Below are 19,988 nucleotides of genomic sequence, written 5' to 3' on the forward strand. Positions count from 1 at the left end.
ACAAAGCAGCCCAGGGTGGCGACCGCTTCGCGGTCTGATTCCGCGACTGTGGGACTGTTTTGGATCATGCCGTTGGCGTGGGCTGCCGCAATGAAACACCAGATCATCGTCATCCTGCTAACCTAAGGCTCATGCGCCAACCGCGATTGACACGCGATGGGCTGTCGTGGAGACTTGCGTTTATTCCACGCCAAACCCAACTCCTGCCATGATCCCACGGTGCCGATTCTCCTCACTCTGTCTCGCAGCGGGGCTGCTGATGGGGCCATTTACTCAGGCATGCTCCCAGTCCAGCGGGGCTGAGAGCAGTGCGGGGGCGACTGAGCCGGGGCGCGCTCTGGATGAACTCGCGGGCGGGGACCAGCTCTGGGATCTGACGCCGGACCAGTTTGAAGCGAAGTTCAAACCCCTGCGGTTTGACTGGCTTTCGGCCAGCAAGGAGCAGGCGAGATTCTTTGGCTCCAGCTACGTGCTCTGGGGGCCACAGTTGAGGGTGCCGGAGGCGGTGGCGGAGTTTCAGACGGGGAAACTGGCGCGCGTGAACTTCTCCATCTTCAATCGCGGCGACAGTTCTTCGCTGGCGGGGAATCGCGAACAGTTTGAGAAGCAGGTAGAAGACACCAAGACCTTCATCTCGTCCAAGCTGGGCGTCCAGCCAGTGGAGCGGGGCAAGGATTCCCAAAGTGCCGTCAAGGCCATGGGCTGGATGTGGATGAAACCGCCGACGGCCTACCTGCTGGAGTACTCCTATCAGAAAGAGATGAAGTCTCGCGGGCAGGAGTTCCGTCCAGAGTTTATCCGGCTGCGCGTGGCGGAGGTGCCGAAGCAGCAGGGGCTCCTGGTAAATGGCTCGACGGGAGCTGCTGGCGTGACGCGATCCAGTCTGGCGGCCAACATCACCCGGGAGACCACGGGCGACGTGGTGATCAAGAACGTGCCGATGGTGGATCAGGGGCCCAAGGGCTACTGTGCCGTGGCCACCACCGAGCGGGTGTTCCGCTACTATGGCATTCCGGTGGACCAGCACGAGATGGCCCAGGTGGCGAACACCGGGCAAGGGGGCGGCACCAGCCCCAGTGAAATGCTGGAGGCCTTGGAGAAGCTGGAAGCCCGGCTTCGCGTGCGCGTTCGCGCGCTGGAGAAGTGGGACTACAAGGAGTTCAGCAACATGATCTCGGACTACAACCGCGAGGCCAAACGCCGGGACAAGCGCGAGATCAATCTGAACAACATGGCCGTCATCAATATCGGTGACATCTACGCGTCAATGGATGCAGATTCACTCAAAGTGAGCCGGACGGAAAAGAACAAGGCAGGCTACAGCAAGTTTCAGCGCGCCGTGACGGACACGATTGAAAAAGGAGTGCCGCTCATGTGGGGTGTGCAGCTTGGCCTTTACAAAGAGCCCGGTATTCCCCAGAGCTTTGGCGGTCATATGCGCCTGATCATTGGCTACAACGCGAAGACCAGTGAGATTCTCTATTCCGACTCCTGGGGCGCGGAACATGCGCTCAAGCGGATGCCGATGGACAACGCCTGCGCCATGACCACCGGGTTGTATTACATTGAACCGATGGCGAAGTGAGGGGGAGGGTTCGGGGTGCTAAGTGCCTAGTTGGTGCGGTCGCAATGTGATCTGCTGCGTCTCACGTGAAATCTCTCCGCTTCCGCCCCGATGGAGACCATCGGACTACTCCTGCGCGTCGCTTCGGGTGTAGTTCGGACGTGCCGTCCGGCTCAGTCGCTGCGGGGACGGGTGACCAAACCATTGGATAGCTTCCTCAGGGGCTGCGCGGGTGCGCAAACAAGCGCGAGCGGGGAAGCGATGTGGTCAAATGAAGCCGAAGGGCGCGCCAACCGGTCAGGGTGTCCTCGGCGGCTCGCGTGAAAGCTCTCCGCCTTCGCGCTGATGGAGACCATCGGACTACTCCTGCGGCGTCGCTTCGGGTGTAGTCCGGACGTGCCGTCCGGCTCAGTCGCTGCGGGGACGGGTGACCAAGCCAATGCGATGCCAGACGTCGCAGAACCTCAGCAATCAGCCAAACGCCCTATCGCCGATTCAGCTTGTAGAACATCCGGGAACCCACGCCAATGAAGATCAGGTTGGGCACCCACATGAGGAGGTGGGGGTACACGCTGGGGCGTTCGTTGAGGCCGTTGACGAAGATCACGAACACCATGTAGGAGACCGCGACAATGAGGCTCAAGGCGAAGCCGATGGAGGTCTCACGACGCTGCGCGGTGATGCCCAAGGGGATGCCGACGAGGGTGAAGACGATGGCGGCAAGTGAGAAGCTGTACCGCATACTCAGCTCTGTCCGGGAGACGGAGATCAGTTTCTCGCTCAGAGGCTGGCCGTCCACGCTGCTGATGCCAGTGTTGACCTCGCTCCAGAGGGCGGAGGTGTCCTTCATGCTGCTGGTGACGCGTTCCGTCTTTTCCTTGAGCTTGCTGAGCGGGAAGGTGATGGCGGTGTCCCCCATGTAGAGGAACTGGAGGTCGTTCATGATGTTGACCTCGGCTCCGGCAGAGGCGGCATCGGCTTCACCGCCCCCGGTTTCCACAGTGGCATTGCGCAAGTGAAGCTGGAAGTCGGTCACCCCTGGGGTCACCACCACCTCGGCGCGCTTGGCGCGGATGTAGCGCTCGGCACGGCCCAGGTTGGTCTGGATGATCTCGACGTTCTTGAGTTTGTTGCCTTCGCGCTCCTGGGTGAAGATGCGATAGCCCGGGAAGCGGTCGAGCACCTTGCCAGGCTGGAAGAGCACGGCGGGATCATCGAGCGCCAGATCGTAAAAGAGGCGCTTGATCTTGGTCTTGGCCAGTGGGGCCAGCTCCACATTCACGAGATAGCAGACGCCGGACATGAACACGGAGAGGACAAACACGGCCGCGCAGATGCGGGGCATGGACATCCCCGTCATGCGCAGGGCGGTCATTTCGTTGTCGGCGCTCATGCGCCCAAACACGAGCAGGATCGCAGTGAGCAGGGCCCACGGGATCGTAAAGATGAGGGAGTACGGGATGACGTACGTGATGAACTGCGCCACCGCCATCAGCGGGAGGGAGGCGGTATCGCCCAGGAGGCGCTCCATTTCCTTGAACACGTTTCCCAGAACCATCACCCCGGTAAGGACGAGGACACCCGTCAGGGTTGAGGAAGAAACCTGGCGCCAGATGTAGCGGTCAAAAATGCGGAGGGGCATGCCTTGACGAAATGACAATGGGGGTAGGGAGGAGCGGGGCGGACTGCGGCGTTGCGGTGAGGCTAGTCCTCGAACCGAAGAATGATTTCACCGTCCTTTTGCAGGTTCAGACGGTCTCTCGCCATGCTTTCAAGATACTCGGGATCAGTCTTGATCAGTTCCAGCTTGCGCTGGAGGCGCTCTGCATCGGCCTTGAGCCCATCACGACGGGTGGTGAGTTCAGCCAGCTTGGCGCGGGCAGCTTCCTGCTCCTTCAGCGGCGGGCGGAAATACAGCACCGCAGCGGGAATGACCAGAAGGGCGAGCAGGTAGCGATTCAGCCTCACCATCCTTGCGAGGAAATTCGGCCGGTCCGTTTCCGGGCCGTCGAATTCGGTTTCCTCGCGAGACATGGTGAGGCGTCGAAGGGGAGGTTGACTAGACCTTCATGCGACCGCCGTAGATGGCGTAGTCGCCCAGCTCTTCTTCGATGCGAAGGAGCTGGTTGTATTTTGCAATCCGGTCGGAGCGGCTGAGGGAGCCGGTCTTGATCTGGCCGCAGTTCGTGGCGACAGCCAGGTCCGCGATGGTGGAGTCTTCCGTTTCACCGGAGCGGTGGCTGAGCACGGAGGTGTAGCCATGACGGTGGGCCAGCTCGACGGCGTCGAAGGTCTCGGTGAGGGAACCGATCTGGTTCACCTTCACGAGGATGGAGTTGGCCACGCCCTGGTCGATGCCCTTCTGGAGGAACTCGACGTTCGTCACGAAGAGGTCGTCACCCACGAGCTGGGTGTTGGCGCCCATGGCGTCGGTCAGCTTCTTCCAGCCGGCCCAGTCGTTCTCAGCGCAACCGTCTTCGATGGAGATGATCGGGTACTTCTTCTGAAGCTCCTGATAGTAGGCCACGATGCCAGCGGCGTCGCGCTCGGACTTGTCGCTCTTCTTGAAGACGTACTTGCTGCTGTCCTTCACGAAGAACTCGCTGGAGGCGACGTCGAGAGCGATGAAGATGTCTTCACCGAGCTTATAGCCAGCCTTGTCCACCGCCTGGGCGATCACGGCAAGCGCGTCGTCCGCGCTGTTGAGGGTCGGGGCGAAGCCGCCTTCGTCACCGACAGCGGTGCTGAGGCCGCGGTCATGAAGGATCTTCTTCAGAGCGTGGAACACTTCTGCACCATAGCGAAGGGCCTCACGGAACGTGGGGGCACCTTTCGGCATGATCATGAATTCCTGGAAGTCGATCGGGGCATCCGAGTGCGCACCGCCGTTGATGATGTTCATCATCGGCACGGGAAGAACCTTGGCGTTCGGGCCGCCGAGGTACTTGTAAAGGGGCTGGCCCAGAGCGCTGGCGGCGGCCTTGGCCACGGCCATGGAGACGCCGAGAATGGCGTTTGCACCGAGCTTGCTCTTGGTGCTGGTGCCGTCGAGGGCGAGCATCGCCCTGTCCACGCCGACCTGGTCGGTGGCGATAAGGCCTTCGATATGCTCAGCGATGATGTCATTCACGTTGGCGACTGCCTTCGTGGTGCCCTTGCCCAGATAGCGACCTTTGTCGCCGTCACGCAGCTCGAGGGCCTCATGCTCACCGGTGCTGGCTCCGCTCGGAACTGCGGCACGGCCGAATGCGCCGCCTTCAAGATACACGTCCACTTCCACGGTGGGATTGCCGCGCGAGTCAATAACCTCGCGTCCGATGATCTGGGAGATGATAAGGTCGTCCATTGAGTGTCGTTGGTAGTTAAGGTAAGCAAAGGAATCTTCGCTTCGCAAGATGCGCCTTGTTAGTCGCGCAGGAAAAACGCCATGTCCACCGCGAATGTGGAGAGGCGATGCGCGTTTGCGGGACAATTTTGTCAGACCGCTTTGAGGGATGCCGGGGCCTGGGATTTGGAGAGGGCAGCCCGCACCATGAGCATCTCACCCACGTTTTCCGCCGTCAGCAGGCCCACGAGGCTGCCGTCCACGGGGTGGATGACGGGCAGGGCAGGGCAGTTGCTGGTCCGCAGATGATCCATGGCCTCGGGCAGGGGGTGGCGGGGATCCAGGGTGATGGGGCAGGTCTCCATGACATCCAGCACGGCCCGCTGGGGGCCAAACTGGTCCAGGGCATCAATGAGCCGGGTCCGGCTGAGCATGCCGATGTACGCGCCCTGCCAGTCCACCACAGGGAAGTCCTGTTGAGTGCCGGACAGCAGGAGCTTCACGGCATCCTTCAACACCGCATCCTGTCGGAGGTGGCTGAACTGGGTGATCATCGCCTCCTTGACCGAGAGGCCGCGGATGGCTTCCTGCTCGCTGACGTACGCCGCCTCCTGGCCTGCGCTCATGAAGATGAAGACTGCGATGAGAATGATCAGCGGATTCTGAGCGACGAAGAGCGCGATCATCGCGCCGAGAACGGCGATGGCTTGGCCGATGCCAGCCGCCAGACGGGTGGCCCTGCCATAGTCCCAAAACATGGCCAGCGCGGCTCTCAACACCCGGCCGCCATCCATGGGAAAGGCTGGGATCATGTTGAAGGCCACCATCAGGAGGTTCCAGAACATCAAGCGGACGGCGAAGGGGCCGTCCACCATGTTGAAGTGGAGGCTGAGCGTAGGAAGAACTTGGACGGCGATGAAGAGGATGGCGGCGATGACGACATTCACTGCTGGGCCGGCGAGAGCCACCACCAACTCCTCCTGTGGCTTCCGGGGCATGCGCTCAAGACGGGCCAGTCCGCCAATGGGCAGAAGGGTGATATCTGGAGTGTGAATGCCGTAGCGACGGGCGGCCACCACGTGGCCAAACTCATGCAGCAACACGCAGATGAACATGGCCACGAGGAACAAGATGGCCTCCCAGGCGGCAGCGGGGCCGCCCTTGCCCAGCACCATCAAGCCAATCCATGCGAGCAGCAGAAGGAATGTGGCGTGGATGCGGACTTCCGTACCTCCAAAGGTGGCAACATGCAGGGACCAGCGTTTCATAATTTCCGTAGATGGGGAACAGCAGAGAAGAGGTCGTGCTTAATCAGCATACGCGACGGACTGCTGCAGGGAGCTGATTTAATGGCGAACTTTGAGTCGATGGATTCTTGGACTCCTCTGAGACTTCGAGCACGGCTGCCGCATTTTTCCTAAGACAGGTGTAAATTTTCCGGTAGCATGTGGCGTCATGCCCATCCTTGCCGCGTTCGCTGCTGCCCAAGCGTCTTCCGTGACTGCAACCGCGGGGCTTGAGGCGCATCTGAAGGCCATGAATCTGCCCGCGCTGACCGCCTGTGGTGTGATCATTCTTTGGGCCTTCATCTGCTGGATCCGGATGTTGGTGACCGCTTCGCAGTTGCGCCGATGCCGGAAGGCGGATGATGCGTTTCTGAAAGCACACCAAGACGCCTCGCATAGCCTGGAGGTGTTTCAGGATGGCTTGACTTTCGATGGAGCACCCAGGCATGCGGTGTACCTGACCTCCGCGCGGGAGATGGCGTTTCACCTGATGGGCTCGGATTCCGTGGACAAGAACTTCTCCATTCGCCTGAGAGCGGCGGGCCGCATCTCACCCAGCCAGATGGACTCCGTGCGGAAGGTTCAGGAACGAACGGCGGATTTCACCTCGCGGGAACTGGGGGATGGGTTGGGAGATGGATCGGTGGACATTTTGCCTTTCCTGGGGCTGGTGGCAGCACTGGTGAGTGTGGTGGTGGATGTGTCTGGCGGAGTCACCGGCTCGCAGTTGATCGTGTCTGCCGTCACCCCCATGGCGTTGGGAGTGGTTGTCTTTATTCCGCTGATGTTGTGGCACAACGCCCTGGTGCAGAGAGTGCGGGACCTTGTCGGGGAGTTGGGCGACTTTGCGGTCGAGCTGGCCACTCAGCTTGACCGGGCGTTTGTGGATCATCGCAAGCCCTTGGAATCGTTGCCGAGTCTGGGTTCCATGTTGCCCATGGAGGGGCCTACCTTTGCGCTGCCTCCCTCCGACACCTCCCGTTCGATTCCCTTGATGTCGGCGGCTCCCTAAGATGCCTTGGAACGCCCGGATTGCTGCCATGTTGGACCTGCGAACTCCCAGTCATCTCCGCCTTCGTCCCGTGACGTTTCGTCCGCTGGCGTTGGCGGTTTCGCTATTCGCGTTGATGGCGTGGATCGTTGCGCTCGCAGTTCCGGGTGGTGGTCTCGGTGAGAGAACCCCGTTGCCAGCGCCCACAGCAGTGGTGGATCTGACTCTGGAGGCGGATGGTTACGCCATTCTGAAGGACATCACTTTTCCGGTGGATGAGTTGCGAGACCAGCTGACACAACTGGCTGGTAAGGGCGGCATGCCCGCCGTGCGCGTGAAGGTGCCGCATGATCTGGATCTGGAGGTGCTGCTGAACGTGATGAACGTGCTGAAGGCCTGTGCGGTGCCGCAGACCTCGGTGGATGTGCGGACGGAACCATGAGCCGTGCAGGTCCCAGTCCCGGAGTGCAGATGCTGATCGGCGTGCTGACCGCGAATGTCGCGATGGCCCTGGCATGGGTGGGCTACCGCATGGTGGAGACCAGAGAGGATGTTGCGAGGAACACGGCGGGTCAATGGCTGCCGCCAGGGAACTTCGCCTCCTCGATGTTGCCCCTGTCCGCTGGGTTGGGGCGGGAGCGGAAGCAGGTCATGGTCCGTCGCGTGTCCCCAGTCGTTTTGTCTGAGCACGAGCGCATTCTCGGCATGTTCCAACTGCCGGGGTACACCTTGGGTGAGCAGGGAGGAAAGACCCTGCTGGACGAGCTGACGGAGGTGCTTAAGGCCGTGGATCACCGGATGCGGACCGTGCTGATGGAGCAATGGGTGCCGCCGGTGACACGCCTGCCTGCTGCTCAGAAGGAGGCGGTGCTCAGCGTCGTCCTGGGCCGCGATGGCCGGGTCGAGAGACGCTATTTTGTGCGTCCCTCGGGCAGCGATGCTCTGGATTCCTCCATTGTGGCGGCGGCGAGCAGGGTGGGGCAGGTGCTGCCCCTGCCGCAGGCCTACGGCAACGCTGAGTATGAGCTGAATGTGACGTTTCGGCTGGAGTGATGCGTTGAAGTTCCCGCTGGGCTGGGTAAGCTGGCCGGATGCCCCTGACCTTTGCGCTCCGAATCTTGCCCTATGCCTGCACGGCAGTGCTGTGGGTTGGAGGGATGGCTTCGGGCAACGCGGCGCCTCCGAGTCCGCCTGCTGCGGCCAAGGTCGAACTGGCAGCGCGGGAAGAGTATCAAGCAGCGCTCAAGGCATCCAGCGAGGGGCTGCATGAGGAGGCGGCGCTCAAGTATGAGCGCCTGCTCAAGGACAAGTCCTTGAGCAAAAAGGAGGAGGCGCAGGTGGGTGAACGCATGGTGGATGCACTGGTGCGGGCCCGGAACTCCACCAAGGCGCTTCTGGCCCTCTCGCTCTTCAAGGTACCGGAGGCGACCTTCTGGAAGGGGCAGTGCCTGATCCTGGAGCACAAGTTTCGCGAGGCTGAGGAGGCCCTGAGGACCTGCCTGAAAGAGAGCACTCGCTATGAAGCGGAGGCCCGGCTTGCTCTCGGTCAGGTGTTGGTCGCGCAGGGCAGGGAGATCCCCGGGCGCAAGGAGTTCAAGGAATTGATGGAGAGCCCCAATGCCGGGATCGCGCGGATCGCCAGCCTGTATTGGAACGAATCGGAGATCATCGCCTCTCGTGCACCGAATGTGCTTCGTCGTTTCGGTCAGGAGCGCAAGGATATCGAAACGGAGTTCCTCAAGGCCTGTGCCTGGTTGAAAACGGGCGACGGCAAGCAGGGGGAGATTCTGCTGCGCCGCATCCTGCCGCTCACCACTCTCAACAAGGATCTGCAAGATGCTGCGACCGTACGGCTGGCAGAGGCCTATGCGCTGCAAGGTCGCCAGCGCACGGCAGAGCGCGAGCTGGTGCGTTTCCTCGAACACGCGCCGGAGAGTCGCTATTATGAGCAGGCGTTTGCTTTGCTCCTGGATGTGACCGCGCCTGAGGAGACGGATGCGAGGGACCGGCTCATCGCCTGGTCCGCCATTCCCCAGCCTCGTGGACGGCATGCGCTGGCGTTGTTTTACCTTGGACAGTGGCTGGCGGATCACAACCAGCCTGCCCAGGCCGTCGGGTTCTTGGAAACGTTTTTGTCCCTGCATTCAGGACATGTCCGTGAGGCAGAAGCCCTCCGGAATCTCATGAGCCTCTACGGCACCATGGGGGCCGATCGTCGCGTGCTGGAACTGGCCAACGTCTGGCGCAGCCGGTTCGGCACCGGCGGGGAGGATACGGTGGACTATCTCACCGCGATGATCCGGTACGCACGGAAGGAGTACCGCGAAGCCTCAATGTTGTTTGAGAAATCCGCGACGTCTGCGGTGGATGCCGTGCAGGGACAGAGGGCCATGTACAATGCTGCCGCTGCGGCGTTTCTGGGGGGGACAAGGCACGCTATCAGAAGTGCCTGAAGCAACTGGCCACCACCCAGATACGTGAAGAGGATGAGGATGCGGCGTCAAATTCCGAAGGGCCCGGCACCGGGCATCAGGTGAAGGAAGATGTGGATGCGGCGGGACGCGATGCAGTTTCTCAACTGCTGCTGGAGAAGGCGCTCCATCTGGCGGCCAAACATGATCCGACGGCAGAGGCGGCGTTGCAGGACTTTTTGCGGGAGCATGCCAGCCATCCACGGGCGGTGGAGGCCCATCTGGCGCTGGCCGAGCTTTGTCTGCTGGACATCCCGGTGCGTGCCAAGGCCGCATCGCTCGCGCTCGATGTGGCAAAGGCAATCCCGGAACTGGCTGACGGATGGAAGGAGAAGATCGACTACACGCGCGTGTGGCTGCACGAGGCTGCGGAGGACTTCCCAGCGCTGACAACGTCGGGACTGCAGTATCTGGAGACATGGCGCATGTCCCAGCGCCGGGATCAGGTGCGGATGAAGGTGGCCCAGGCCTACTACCGCATGGATGACTTCACCAATGCCGGGATTCAGTTCGAGGAATTGGTGGAAGAACAGACTGAATCTCCCTACGCAGAGGTCGCGCAGTTTTATGCGGGCAAGGCGGCGATGGCCATGCTAACCCCGGCGGGCATGGAGAAGGCGATCTCTCTTTGGGAAGAAGTGGTGAACCGCAATGGCTCGCTGGGCCGTGAGGCACAGCGCCAGCAGGCTCTGGCGAAAAGAAGGCAGGGCAATGAGGTGGACGCGCTTTTGGTGGTCAACAGCCTGCTTACCAGCAAGCCCGCGCCTGCAGGTGATGAGCTCTTTTCCCTGCTGATTGAAAAAGGGGAGCTGAGCATGCTTCTCGCTCGGAAGGATCCCAAGCACCTGGATCACGCCAAGGAGGTCTTCACCTATATCACGCAGGATACCACGGCCACCCGTGCCTGGCGCGGACAGGCGGGCTACCTGCTGGCCCAGTGTCAGCTCCAGGCGGGCCGTTCCGCAGAGGCCCTGGAAGCATGCAATGATGTGGTGGAGTCCTGCCTGAACCCCACCATCTCCCGGACGCTGACCCCGCAGGAGTATGTCTGGCTCTACCGCGCCGGGTTCGCGGCGCTCGAGGTGCTTAAAGGCCGCCACGAATGGGAAGCCGCTGCCCGCCTGGCCGATCGCCTCGCCTCCGCCGGAGGAGATCGGTCGGAGTCCGCCAAGCTGGAGGGGACGCGGATCCGCCTGGAGCATTTTATCTGGGACAAGTGAGGGCAAGGTCGATTTAGGACTTGGGTAGCTCGCACAGTTCCACGGTGCCTCCGTGGAGGATCACGGGATGCTGGTTGACCAGGGCGAGCAACTTCTCTTTGTCTTCGGAATCAAACCGCATGTAGGCCACGACATGATCGGTGGATTGGGCTGTCGTGCTGTTTCCCAGACGGATTCGATCGCCTATCTCACTGCCGCCCTTGAACATGCCGCTGCTGTGGACGGCGGAGAAAAAGGTGGTCCATTCCTCGGCGGTTGTAGTGCCGGTGAGGTTGTCCTGGATGAGGAGGATGTATTGGGTCATGTCGAGGAAATGTTGGCAGGGTTTTGGGCGATGTAAATCGCGGGTGCTTGGAGGTCGGAGAGCCTGTGAAACCCCAAGTTGCCGTATGATATCGCAGGCTTATCACAACCCAAGGAGCGGCGGTTTGTGCCTCAAACCCAACCGTCGAGGGTGAGCGAAGGGCAATCGCTTTGCTCCCACTTGGCTACTTGAAAGCCCGCGCATGGCCTTCTGTGGGGCGAGCGCTCCGCTTGCCGCGCTACATCGCTGACGATCTCAAGGTCCTGCCTCATGCCGATTGCCAATCTGCGCTACTCCAAAGATGCTGCGCGCTCAGGTGCTGGATCTGATTTGGTAGATTGAAAGTGAGAGAGCCTTCGAAATCGGATGCATCTTGAACTGCACTTGCCCTGCGTAAAACACTGAAAACCAGCCGTTAACCGGCCATCTGGACCCCAGATCCGACCCCCTCTGTTCCGCAAGCGCAGGTCAGAAATGAACGATTCGAAATCCAAATAGCTCTGGCCAAGGTCCCATTTCTCCCTATGGTCGCCCTCCCTCATTTATGCGCGACCACGTCAAACTCTTCATTCCCGGACCCGTAGAAGTCTCTCCCGACACCTACGCGGCCATGTCCGCTCCGATGATTGGTCATCGCAGCAAGGATTTCCAAAACCTGTACGCAGAGATTCATGAGAAGCTGCAGGTCCTCTTCGGAACCAAGCAACTGGTGTTTCTGAGCACTTCCTCCGCTTTCGGCGTCATGGAAGGCGCGGTGCGGAACCTGGTGAAGAAGAAGGTGCTGAACTGCTGCTGCGGCGCGTTCTCCGACAAGTGGCACGACGTTTCCCTCCGTTGTGGCAAGCAGGCGGAGGCCTTGAAAGTGCCCTGGGGCCAGGCCATTCTTGCCTCCCAGGTCGAAGAAAAGCTCGCCACCGGCGAGTTCGACACCGTGACCCTGGTACACAGCGAGACCTCCACGGGCGTCCTCAGCCCGGTGGCAGAGATCGCCAAGCTCAAGGCGAAGTTTCCGGATGTGCTCTTCATCGTGGACACGGTTTCGTCCTTCACGACGGTGCCGATGAACTTCGATGAGTTGGGCATCGATGTTCTTCTCACGGGCAGCCAGAAAGCTTTCGCCATGCCGCCCGGCCTTGGTCTCTTCACGGCCAGCGAAGCCGCCTACGAGCGCGCCGCCACGGTCGCAGACCGCGGCTACTACTTCGACTTCCTTGAGTTCAAAGCCAACGGCGAGAAGAGCATGACGCCCAGCACGCCGTGCATCTCCCTCATCTACGGCCTGCGTCACCAGCTCAACAAGTTCTTCGCCGAAGGGCTGGAGAACCGTTATGCCCGTCACGCCCGCCTCAACGGCCAGGTGCATGATTGGGTGGCCAAGCACGGCTTCGAGCACTTCGCCGCTGAAGGCTACCGCACGAAGGGCCTGACCTGCGTGAAGAACAACAAGGAGATCGATGTCTCTGCGTTCGTCAGCAACCTCAAGAAGAAGCACAAGCTCGTCATCGACGGCGGCTACGGCAAGATCAAGGGGACGACGTTCCGCATCTCCAACATGGGTGACGAGAGCGATGAATCCATCGGCGAGTTGATCGCAGCGCTGGATGACACGCTCGGTTCCCTGTAGTAGAACAAGTTTGGTTCGATGAAAAGGCTGCTTGGGTCAGAGGACCGAAGCAGCCTTTTTTGATTTCGAATAACTATCCCTGTCCAAGGAGCGGCGGTTTGTGCCTTAAGCACAACCGCTGATCGTGACCGAAGGGAGACGTGCCTTATGGACGGGCGACGGTCGCCAATGGCCTGACCCACCGCTTTTGTGGATTGGTGATAGCCTGCTCCGCTCGCCACGGCGGTTGTGCTTGAAGCACAAACCGCCGCTCCTTGGACAATCGGTATTTGGCCCTGCTTGCCTCACCCTGCCGCGAGAGTGGCCCGCACCCGCGGCGCGACCTCGGTCCCCAACAATCGGATGGACTCCAGCATCTTCTCATGGGGCACCGCAGCCACCGTCATCTGAAAGTTCAGCCGGACAATACCACCTAGATCCTTGCTGAGCCGGACGACTTTCTCCGCCACGGTATCGGGATCGCCAATGAGCAGCGCTCCATTCGGTCCGGCCACCGCTTCAAACTGCGCCCGCGTGGTTGGGGGCCATCCGCGCTCCTTGCCGATGCGGGTGAACGACTCCGCATAGCCGGGGAAGAAGTCGTCCTTGGCAGCGGCGGTGGTTTGACCCACGAACCCGAGACAATGGAGCCCGACTTTGAGCGATTCCGGTTTATGACCTGCCTCCAGTCCTGCCTGGCGATAGAGATCAATCAAAGGACGGAAATGTCGAGGATCACCACCGATGATGGCCACCATGAGAGGGAGGCCCAGTGTACCCGCACGCACAAAGGAGGCAGGAGTGCCGCCGACCCCCAGCCAGATGGGAATAGAATCCTGCAGGGGGCGGGGATAGACGCCCTGCCCGGTGAGGGGTGCCCGGTGCCGACCGGCCCAAGTCACATGAGTCTCGGAGCGCAGCTTCAACAAAAGGTCGAGCTTTTCGGAAAAGAGCGAGTCATAGTCGCGCACATTGAGGCCGAAGAGAGGAAAGGCCTCCGTGAAGGAACCACGGCCAACCACCAGCTCCGCACGCCCCTTGGAGATGAGGTCGAGCGTCGCGAATTCTTGGAACACTCGTACTGGGTCGGCTGCACTGAGCACGGTGACGGCACTGTTCAGACGAATTCGCTGGGTTCGCGCGGCGGCGGCCGCCAGGATGACGGCGGGTGCAGAATCCAGGAACTCGCTGCGATGGTGCTCGCCAATGCCAAAGGCATCCAGCCCGGACTCATCGGCCAACGTGATTTCCTCGAGCAGGTTGCCCATCCTTTCAGCCGGGGAGATGGACTGGCCTGAGGTGGTGTTGGTGGACGTGGCTACAAAGCTGTCGATGCCGATTTGCATGGTGTCCAAGGGATACGCGTCGGCAAACGATCTGGACGAGCAGGGTATAGACAGAAGACTTCAAGACACAAGACTTGAAACAGGGGTGAGACGGGGTGTTCTGGTGCTGTTCCTATTTGCTTGGCCCAGCATCTCCTAATGCGCCGTCAACTGCCCACTGGCTATCACTTGCGGCGGCGCAAAGCCCAGACCACCAAAGCAGAACTCAGCAGCAGCATGCGGCCAGGTTCCGGAACGGCGGAATACTGGATGAATTCGACCGATTCGTAGTAGGCGGCCCGGGCTGTCTGGGGGAGGGACTGCGCGTTGTTGTCGCCCCAGTAGAGCAGGCTTGAGCCGCCGGCTGCTCCCTGGTTGCTGCCCGCATAGTCGGTGAGCCAGACTTCCCCGTCGATGGAGACCGTGGTGAGTTTTGTCGCAGGGTCATAGACCATGGAGTAGTCATGGTATCCGGGGGACAAAGTCTTGTTGGTGCCTCCAAAGACGGAGACGATGGTGCCTCCCGTGGCGTTGCGGCCAAACATCAGCGCCCAGGCGCGCCGGTTGCCCGATCCGTCGTTGGCAGCCAGGAAACCGACCCAGGTGTTGCTGCCTGTGGTCCAGGCCGCGTTCTCGTTGGGGTCGAGCGTGGGGATCTTGACGGTGGCGTTGCACTCCCAGCCAGTGCTCAGGATGTCTGTAACCTTCGGTGCGGTGAGGGAGGTCTGATAGTACAATCCAGTGCCACCAGAGGTGGCCCCCGGATCGTAGATCCGCCAGGACTGTCTGTTGTTGTCAGCGACGTCCGTGTAGGCGGAGGTCACGATGGTGGTGGCTGAGCTCGTGCTTTTCGCCCAGCCCTCGGTGGTGGGATCCGTGGCTCCCTGGTGAGAGTAGAGGACTGTTGCCGCCTGGAGGGTTGTGGAAACAACCGTCAGAGTCGGGATCAGGAAAAACAGCAGGCTGTGCCATCGCATGATGGCGCTGAGCATGCACGACGCATGCCACTGAGGATCACGAGGTACATAAGTACCAGTGTCCGTCAGTTTGTGAAGAGGCGTCTTTGCCAGGGGCGGCTCACCGCTTCTGGAGGCGGCCCTTCAGCATACCGGGGGAGTTCCACTTGATGACGTGGTACGTCGCCGGGGTGTCTCCCACATTGCGGATGCTGTGCATCTGGTTCGCCGCCTGAAAAATCACGGACCCTGGGCCCACGCGAACGAGATTGCCGTTCACGAGAGATTCCACCGTGCCCTCCTTCACCACGATGATCTCTTCATCTGGATGTTGGTGGGGTGGGTGAGCTTCTTCGCCAGGGTTCAGGGTGGTGATGTGGCACTCCAGTTCATCCAGGGTGGCGGTGGGCGCCTGGCAGACTTTGCGCACCTGGCCTTTGGCGGTGTTCTTCGCTGTAAGTTTGTCCCAGTCAAAAACTTGGGAACTCATGGGGGACGGAGCTGCGACTACGGGGGCTGGCTCCTGCGCGAGGGACATCATGGCCACTCCGGCGACCAGAGAACCGGCGGCAATCCAATGACGTGGGGCAAATCGGGAGTGGCTCATGAGGAGGATTGGTTGAGGTTATTTGGCAGGCGCGGCATTCCACACCTTGATGTCGTCGTAGAACCCATCTTTGCCCGCCACGCCCAGTTCGATCTTGGACTTGGTGTCGTGCGCGATGCCAGATGACTTCAGGTAGCCTGCAGGTTCGCCATCGATGGTGACGCGCATTTCGTCTCCCACCGTCTCCACCACCAGGTTGTACCATTTGCCCGTCTCGAACTTGGCGGGGTAGGTGACCTGACGGCCCAACAGCAGCTTGTTGGCCTCCGCCTTCTTGGCCGGATCGGTGCTGTTGCGCATCTCGCGGATCTCATTCTTCATGCCGCCATCGCGCTCGTCGATGATGGTCACTCCATTGAGTCGAACTTGGGCCCGGCAGAGGTGGCCGTAGTGCGCTCCGGTGTACTTGCGGTCGTCGAACTCGACGTCGATCATCGACGCTCCCTCGAACTTGATCTTCACTTCCACCACGCTGTCCTTGGTGGGGATCTCCAGACCGTGGACGGCGGCGTGAGCGGTGACCGCCGGTTTGCCATCGGCGGCGGGGATGTTCTGGTCCCGGGTCTGGGTGCCCTTCAGCGTACCGTTCTCCACCGCGAAGGTGGGCACCACTTTGTGCCAGACGGCGGCCGGTGTGGCCCCTTGGAAGTCATCGGAGAACAGGAGCTCCTTCTTCACGGCGATCGACTTGGAGGGGACCTTGGGCAGCTTGGGAGCGTCTGCTGCGGGGGCGGAGGTGAGGCCCGCCAGGAGGAAAGGGAGTGCGAGGAGCGGTCGGCTGAATTGAAGCGTGCGTGAATTCATGGAGGATGCTATACGCCGGGGTGGCGGGTCGCTCTATCGGGGCAATCTCCGTGGAGAAGCGTTCGCCCCCCAGGTGAAAATGGCTTCATCTTGGGAAAGGTTATCCCGTCCAAATTCCGGATTTTCCGACTTCTTCAACGAATGAAACTTCCTCTCGCCTCCCTTGCTCTGACCCTGCTGTCTGTGCTGCCTCTGACCGGACAGGAGACGGTCCAGGCGGATCTCGTCATCTATGGCGGCACCAGCGCCGGGGTGGTGGCGGCCGTGCAGGCGGCCAAGATGGGGCGCAGCGTGGCCTTGATCGAGCCGGGCCAGCACTTCGGCGGGATGAGCGTGGAAGGGCTGGGTGGATCTGACATCGACAACCACAAGCCTTTCCAGAACAGCCCTGCCGTGGGTGGGCTGACGCTGCAGTTCTACCGCAAGGCGGCGCGCAGATACGGGAGGCTGGCCGAGTTCGATGAAATGCTAAAAACACGGGAGAAGAAACCGGCGCTGTGGCGTTTTGAGTCGCATGTGGCGGAGGAGGTGTTCTCAACCTGGATGAAGGAGTTTCCCAAGATTCGTCTGTTTCCGGGAACCCGGCTCGCAGATGCAGGCAGCGCCGTGAAGGAAGGGCCGCGTCTCGTGGCGCTCAAGGCTGAAGGGGGCCAGGAATTTCGGGGCCGGATGTTCATTGATGCCACCTATGAAGGCGACCTGCTGGCGGCGGCTGGCGTGAGCACCACAGTAGGCCGGGAGGGCAACGCGAGGTATGGCGAGACGCTGAACGGCATCCGGGCCAACACGACCTACAACCAGTTTTCTGTCCGTGTGGACCCCTACAAGACGCCCGGTGATCCCTCCAGCGGCCTGATTGCCTGTATTCAAGACGGGGTGGTGGGAGAGCACGGTGCGGGAGATGAGAGCATCCAGGCCTATTGCTTCCGGCTTTGTCTGACGAAGGACCCCGCCAACCGGATTCCCTTCACCAAGCCTGACGGCTTCAATCCTGAGGAGTACGTGATCTACCGGCGCTACGTGCAGGCCGGTGGTAAACTGTGGAAGCCGGGTGCGGCCGTGCCCAATGGCAAGACGGATCTGGGCTCCTGGCACGACCTCTCCGGCAACATGATTGGTTGGAATCACGACTGGCCCACAGCAACGCATGCCCGCCGGCAGGAGCTGTTCAAGCACAGCCTGACCTTCATCCAAGGGCTCTGCTGGTTCTCTGCCAATGACCCGAGCGTGCCAGAGGATGTGCGCCAGGCCTGGTCGCAATGGGGCGTGTGCAAAGACGAGTTTCAGGATCACGGTGGCTGGCCGCGTATGTTCTACGTGCGCAACGGCAGGCGCATGATTAGCGACTTTGTGCTCACAGAGGCGCATGGCCGGAAGGAAAATCAGGTGGCCGTGGAGGACTCTGTTGCGCTGGTCTGGTGGCCGTTTGACCTGCACAACGCCCGCCGGATTGTGAAGGACGGCGCGGCGTGGAATGAAGGCACCGTGTTCGGTGGTGACAAGTGGGCCCCGTTCGGCGTGAGCTATCGCTCCGTGGTGCCCAAGGCGTCGGAATGTGTGAACTTGCTTACGCCGACGTGCCCGTCCTCCAGCTACGTCGCCTATGGAGCGATCCGCCTGGAGTGGACTTTCATGGTGATGGGGCAGTCCGTCGCCACCGCTGCGGTGATGGCCATGGACAGCGGCCTGCCGGTGCAGCAGCTGGACTACCAGAAGCTCAAAGTGCGCCTTGAGAAGGACGCTCAAGTGCTGAACGTTCCCTGATGCAGGCGACGCACGACGCTGATGGCGGCAAAAGGGACACGGGCTTCGAAGGTAACATCGCCCGGTTCACCGGATTCTCGGCCCACTATGACGAGGTGCGGCCGTCGCCACCTCCGGCGCTGGCAACGTTGCTGTGTCGGATGGCCACCGTCGAGCGGCCGCGGCTCGTGGTGGACTTGGGCTCAGGCACAGGGTTGTCCACCCGCTACTGGGCGGGCAAGGCCGATGCAGTGATAGGGGTGGAGCCGTCAGACAGCATGCGGGTTCAGGCGGTGCAGGTGTCTCTGCCAGGCGTGAGTTATCGCAAAGGTTTTTCGCATGACACGGGGCTGCCAGAAGGCATCGCGGATCTGGTGACCTGTGCACAGTCTTTGCACTGGATGGACCCCGAAGGCACTTTCCGGGAGGCGGCTAGGTTGCTGCGACCAGGCGGCGTGTTCGCCGCCTTTGACTACGATTGGCCCCCAGCCACCGGTGTCTGGCAGGTGGATCAGGCGTATGAGCGGTGTATGAAGATCGCCCGCGATCTGGAGCGCCGCCATGGCGTTACCGAGCAGCTTCGGCAGTGGGAGAAGGAGGGCCATCTGGGACGCATGAGGGACTCCGGGCAGTTTGCCTACGTGCGGGAGGTGTTGGTGCATCATGTGGATGATGGCACAGGAGATCGACTCTCCGGCCTGGCGACCAGCCAAGGTCATGTGCAAACCCTGCAGAAGCTCGGTGTTGGGGACGATGAGATTGGGTTGACCGAGCTACGAGAGGCCTGCCGGACGATGCTGGGAAACAACGTCCGGCCTTGGTACTGGAGCTGCCGGGTGAGACTGGGAGTGACGCCGCGGGATTAATCTTCAGTCTTCTGCGGGAAGTTGCTCCACCGCGCGGGATGCACCGTGCTTCCTCGCGATGCGCCGGAACTGGCGAAATGCCAGCGGGGTCTCTCCGGTGTGAACGCGGAAGTGTTTGGTAAAGGAGCTCTGATCATAAAACCCGTGCTCCAGCGAGATGTCTGCCACCGACTTTTCTGTTGAGAGCAGATCATCGCTGGCGGCCTGGATGCGGGTTCGCATGATGAACTCCTGGGCGCTCATGCGAAAGGTTTCCTGAAACCTCCGGTTGAGCTGGCGCTCGGAGAGGTGGGCCAGTTGGGCAAGCTGGGCCATGGGGATGCGATCCCGATAATGCTCCTGGATGTGGGCGACCACGCGCTGAAGTTGGAGATCCTGCACGCCGCTGCTGGTGCCTGCGCGGTAGGGTCGGACGAACCCCATGACGCCGATCACTTCTCCGGCAGTGTCGTAGAGCGGGAGCTTGGTGGTGAGGAACCAGTCGCGAGCCCGGGTGCGGGCGAACAGGGCCTCCACGCGGTCGATGATGGGCTTGCGTGTGCGCATGACCTCCAGATCGTCGCGGCGGATTTCCCGGGCGATCGAGGGCGGGTGAATGACAGCGTCAGAGACGCCGAGATATTCCTCCTCGCTGGTCGCGCCGATCCGCCGCAACATACCAGCGCTGATCGCGACGAAACGGCTTTCCGTATCCTTGGCGAAGTATTCGACGTCCGGCAGGTAGTCGAAGAGCTCCCGGAATTGCTGCAGGCTGCCCATGCGGCGGAAGAAGCTGGCCTGGAAAGCTCGGGGTGGGCTGAGCAAGTTGTCTTCCGCCGAGTCCGGGATGCTTCGCTTGCGGGGGCTGGCCAAGGCGGTCCCTTTGGGGCTGCCATTGAGGAAGTAGTCCATGGTGGAGTGGGAAGGGGAGCGTGCGGCTCCAG

General features: G+C 61.2%; 19 protein-coding genes. 9 read left to right on the forward strand and 10 right to left on the reverse strand.

Annotated features, from left to right (window positions below; all coding sequences use genetic code 11):
* Positions 1–208: 208 nt before the first annotated feature.
* Positions 209–1,585, forward strand: a complete 1,377-nt coding sequence (locus BV034_RS15425) for a C39 family peptidase (protein ID WP_081887852.1) — start codon at positions 209–211, stop codon at positions 1,583–1,585.
* Between the two features lie 463 nt (positions 1,586–2,048).
* On the opposite strand, the gene BV034_RS15430 is transcribed toward BV034_RS15425, so the two are convergent.
* From BV034_RS15430 to BV034_RS15445, 4 genes are all read right to left on the reverse strand, one after another.
* Entirely contained in the window at positions 2,049–3,206 is a 1,158-nt protein-coding gene (locus tag BV034_RS15430) for an LptF/LptG family permease (RefSeq protein ID WP_050027900.1), read from the reverse strand.
* 62 nt (positions 3,207–3,268) lie between these two features.
* The gene (locus tag BV034_RS15435; protein WP_081887853.1) at positions 3,269–3,598 is read right to left on the reverse strand and encodes a septum formation initiator family protein; all 330 of its coding nucleotides are present in this window, start codon (positions 3,596–3,598) and stop codon (positions 3,269–3,271) included.
* Between the two features lie 25 nt (positions 3,599–3,623).
* Positions 3,624–4,910 carry a phosphopyruvate hydratase gene (gene eno / locus BV034_RS15440; RefSeq protein ID WP_050027902.1) on the reverse strand — a complete coding sequence of 429 codons (1,287 nt, stop codon included), beginning with the start codon at positions 4,908–4,910 and terminating at the stop codon, positions 3,624–3,626.
* A 131-nt stretch (positions 4,911–5,041) separates the two neighbouring features.
* Complete coding sequence (locus BV034_RS15445; RefSeq protein WP_050027903.1) at positions 5,042–6,157, reverse strand: site-2 protease family protein; 1,116 nt, start codon at positions 6,155–6,157, stop codon at positions 5,042–5,044.
* 187 nt (positions 6,158–6,344) lie between these two features.
* Between BV034_RS15445 and BV034_RS15450 the strand changes: the two genes are divergently transcribed.
* From BV034_RS15450 to BV034_RS15470, 5 genes are all read left to right on the forward strand, one after another.
* The gene (locus BV034_RS15450) at positions 6,345–7,187 is read left to right on the forward strand and encodes a hypothetical protein (protein ID WP_050027904.1); all 843 of its coding nucleotides are present in this window, start codon (positions 6,345–6,347) and stop codon (positions 7,185–7,187) included.
* Between the two features lies 1 nt (position 7,188).
* The gene (locus BV034_RS15455; protein WP_050027905.1) at positions 7,189–7,608 is read left to right on the forward strand and encodes a hypothetical protein; all 420 of its coding nucleotides are present in this window, start codon (positions 7,189–7,191) and stop codon (positions 7,606–7,608) included.
* Complete coding sequence (locus BV034_RS15460; RefSeq protein WP_050027906.1) at positions 7,605–8,219, forward strand: TonB family protein; 615 nt, start codon at positions 7,605–7,607, stop codon at positions 8,217–8,219. Before BV034_RS15455 ends, BV034_RS15460 begins: the two co-directional genes overlap by 4 nt.
* Before the next feature lie 38 nt (positions 8,220–8,257).
* Positions 8,258–9,619: a hypothetical protein gene (locus BV034_RS15465; protein WP_050027907.1), complete on the forward strand. Its 1,362-nt coding sequence runs from the start codon at positions 8,258–8,260 to the stop codon at positions 9,617–9,619.
* 80 nt (positions 9,620–9,699) lie between these two features.
* Positions 9,700–10,857 (forward strand): hypothetical protein, encoded by a 1,158-nt coding sequence (locus BV034_RS15470; RefSeq protein WP_050027908.1) that lies wholly within the window; start codon positions 9,700–9,702, stop codon positions 10,855–10,857.
* 13 nt (positions 10,858–10,870) lie between these two features.
* Here the strand turns inward: BV034_RS15470 and BV034_RS15475 are convergent, their stop codons facing one another.
* Positions 10,871–11,161, reverse strand: a complete 291-nt coding sequence (locus BV034_RS15475; RefSeq protein WP_050027909.1) for a hypothetical protein — start codon at positions 11,159–11,161, stop codon at positions 10,871–10,873.
* A gap of 544 nt (positions 11,162–11,705) precedes the next feature.
* Between BV034_RS15475 and BV034_RS15480 the strand changes: the two genes are divergently transcribed.
* Positions 11,706–12,785, forward strand: coding sequence for an alanine--glyoxylate aminotransferase family protein (locus BV034_RS15480; RefSeq protein WP_050027910.1), 1,080 nt, complete (start codon positions 11,706–11,708; stop codon positions 12,783–12,785).
* A 284-nt stretch (positions 12,786–13,069) separates the two neighbouring features.
* On the opposite strand, the gene BV034_RS15485 is transcribed toward BV034_RS15480, so the two are convergent.
* The 4 genes from BV034_RS15485 to BV034_RS15500 form a co-directional block, all read right to left on the reverse strand.
* Positions 13,070–14,110: an LLM class flavin-dependent oxidoreductase gene (locus BV034_RS15485; RefSeq protein ID WP_050027911.1), complete on the reverse strand. Its 1,041-nt coding sequence runs from the start codon at positions 14,108–14,110 to the stop codon at positions 13,070–13,072.
* A gap of 164 nt (positions 14,111–14,274) precedes the next feature.
* The gene (locus BV034_RS15490) at positions 14,275–15,081 is read right to left on the reverse strand and encodes a PEP-CTERM sorting domain-containing protein (RefSeq protein ID WP_050027912.1); all 807 of its coding nucleotides are present in this window, start codon (positions 15,079–15,081) and stop codon (positions 14,275–14,277) included.
* Between the two features lie 85 nt (positions 15,082–15,166).
* Positions 15,167–15,652 (reverse strand): cupin domain-containing protein, encoded by a 486-nt coding sequence (locus BV034_RS15495; protein WP_050027913.1) that lies wholly within the window; start codon positions 15,650–15,652, stop codon positions 15,167–15,169.
* 18 nt (positions 15,653–15,670) lie between these two features.
* On the reverse strand, positions 15,671–16,456 hold the full coding sequence (locus tag BV034_RS15500; protein ID WP_050027914.1) for a hypothetical protein: 786 nt from the start codon (positions 16,454–16,456) through the stop codon (positions 15,671–15,673).
* 141 nt (positions 16,457–16,597) lie between these two features.
* On the opposite strand from BV034_RS15500, the gene BV034_RS15505 reads away from it, so the two are divergent.
* Both BV034_RS15505 and BV034_RS15510 read left to right on the forward strand, forming a co-directional pair.
* The gene (locus BV034_RS15505) at positions 16,598–18,220 is read left to right on the forward strand and encodes an FAD-dependent oxidoreductase (protein WP_050027915.1); all 1,623 of its coding nucleotides are present in this window, start codon (positions 16,598–16,600) and stop codon (positions 18,218–18,220) included.
* Entirely contained in the window at positions 18,220–19,065 is an 846-nt protein-coding gene (locus BV034_RS15510; RefSeq protein WP_050027916.1) for a class I SAM-dependent methyltransferase, read from the forward strand. Before BV034_RS15505 ends, BV034_RS15510 begins: the two co-directional genes overlap by 1 nt.
* A 3-nt stretch (positions 19,066–19,068) precedes the next feature.
* Here BV034_RS15510 and BV034_RS15515 read toward each other — a convergent pair whose 3' ends face one another.
* Positions 19,069–19,956 carry an AraC family transcriptional regulator gene (locus tag BV034_RS15515; RefSeq protein ID WP_050027917.1) on the reverse strand — a complete coding sequence of 296 codons (888 nt, stop codon included), beginning with the start codon at positions 19,954–19,956 and terminating at the stop codon, positions 19,069–19,071.
* Between the last annotated feature and the right edge of the window lie 32 nt (positions 19,957–19,988).

Source organism: Verrucomicrobium sp. BvORR034 (genome assembly GCF_000739635.1).
Lineage (GTDB): Bacteria > Verrucomicrobiota > Verrucomicrobiia > Verrucomicrobiales > Verrucomicrobiaceae > Verrucomicrobium.

Bases quoted from the DNA above. Each gene is read 5' to 3' on its own strand.
- BV034_RS15450 (WP_050027904.1), top strand. From the start codon at position 6,345: ATGCCCATCCTTGCCGCGTTCGCTGCTGCCCAAGCGTCTTCCGTGACT.
- BV034_RS15425 (WP_081887852.1), top strand. From the start codon at position 209: ATGATCCCACGGTGCCGATTCTCCTCACTCTGTCTCGCAGCGGGGCTG.
- BV034_RS15465 (WP_050027907.1), top strand. From the start codon at position 8,258: ATGCCCCTGACCTTTGCGCTCCGAATCTTGCCCTATGCCTGCACGGCA.
- BV034_RS15475 (WP_050027909.1), bottom strand. From the start codon at position 11,161: ATGACCCAATACATCCTCCTCATCCAGGACAACCTCACCGGCACTACA.
- BV034_RS15510 (WP_050027916.1), top strand. From the start codon at position 18,220: ATGCAGGCGACGCACGACGCTGATGGCGGCAAAAGGGACACGGGCTTC.
- BV034_RS15460 (WP_050027906.1), top strand. From the start codon at position 7,605: ATGAGCCGTGCAGGTCCCAGTCCCGGAGTGCAGATGCTGATCGGCGTG.
- BV034_RS15500 (WP_050027914.1), bottom strand. From the start codon at position 16,456: ATGAATTCACGCACGCTTCAATTCAGCCGACCGCTCCTCGCACTCCCT.
- BV034_RS15445 (WP_050027903.1), bottom strand. From the start codon at position 6,157: ATGAAACGCTGGTCCCTGCATGTTGCCACCTTTGGAGGTACGGAAGTC.
- BV034_RS15495 (WP_050027913.1), bottom strand. From the start codon at position 15,652: ATGAGCCACTCCCGATTTGCCCCACGTCATTGGATTGCCGCCGGTTCT.
- BV034_RS15505 (WP_050027915.1), top strand. From the start codon at position 16,598: ATGAAACTTCCTCTCGCCTCCCTTGCTCTGACCCTGCTGTCTGTGCTG.
- BV034_RS15490 (WP_050027912.1), bottom strand. From the start codon at position 15,081: ATGCTCAGCGCCATCATGCGATGGCACAGCCTGCTGTTTTTCCTGATC.
- eno (WP_050027902.1), bottom strand. From the start codon at position 4,910: ATGGACGACCTTATCATCTCCCAGATCATCGGACGCGAGGTTATTGAC.
- BV034_RS15515 (WP_050027917.1), bottom strand. From the start codon at position 19,956: ATGGACTACTTCCTCAATGGCAGCCCCAAAGGGACCGCCTTGGCCAGC.
- BV034_RS15485 (WP_050027911.1), bottom strand. From the start codon at position 14,110: ATGCAAATCGGCATCGACAGCTTTGTAGCCACGTCCACCAACACCACC.
- BV034_RS15455 (WP_050027905.1), top strand. From the start codon at position 7,189: ATGCCTTGGAACGCCCGGATTGCTGCCATGTTGGACCTGCGAACTCCC.
- BV034_RS15430 (WP_050027900.1), bottom strand. From the start codon at position 3,206: ATGCCCCTCCGCATTTTTGACCGCTACATCTGGCGCCAGGTTTCTTCC.
- BV034_RS15435 (WP_081887853.1), bottom strand. From the start codon at position 3,598: ATGTCTCGCGAGGAAACCGAATTCGACGGCCCGGAAACGGACCGGCCG.
- BV034_RS15480 (WP_050027910.1), top strand. From the start codon at position 11,706: ATGCGCGACCACGTCAAACTCTTCATTCCCGGACCCGTAGAAGTCTCT.